This window comes from Pseudomonas sp. B3G-3 (genome assembly GCF_028640915.1).
GTDB lineage: Bacteria > Pseudomonadota > Gammaproteobacteria > Pseudomonadales > Pseudomonadaceae > Aquipseudomonas > Aquipseudomonas chlororaphis_I.
Window position 1 is genome coordinate 1 of record NZ_JAQZAB010000005.1, and the last position, 459, is coordinate 459.

General features: G+C 64.7%; 1 protein-coding gene. It reads left to right on the top strand.

The window, feature by feature from the left end; translation table 11 throughout:
* Nucleotides 1-459, top strand: a 459-nt coding sequence (locus PVZ80_RS00140) for a condensation domain-containing protein (RefSeq protein ID WP_273863268.1), incomplete at both ends; no start/stop codon positions are given.

Sequence of the window (459 nt, forward strand, 5' to 3'; positions counted from 1 at the left end):
GCCAACCGCAACCGGGTCGAGACCGAGCGCCTGATCGGCTTCTTCGTCAACACCCAGGTGCTCAAGGCCGAGGTCGACGGGCAATCGAGCTTCAGCGACTTCCTCGCCCAGGTCAAAGGCCGTGCCCTGGAAGCCCAGGAGCATCAGGACCTGCCTTTCGAGCAATTGGTGGAAGCCCTGAACCCGGAGCGCAGCCTGAGCTACAGCCCGCTGTTCCAGGTGCTGTTCAACCATCAGGCCGCTGCCCGTCAGGGCGCCCGGGGCCTGGAGGTTCCCGGCTTGCAGGTGGAGATGCTCAGTGGCGAGGAGAGCAGTACCCAGTTCGACCTGAGCCTGGACACCTTCGAGTCCGAGGACGGTCTCTGGGCATCGCTGACCTACGCCACCGACCTGTTCGAACCCTCGACCATCGAGCGCCTGGCCCAGTCCTGGGTGCAGTTGCTGCAGGGCATTGTCCAG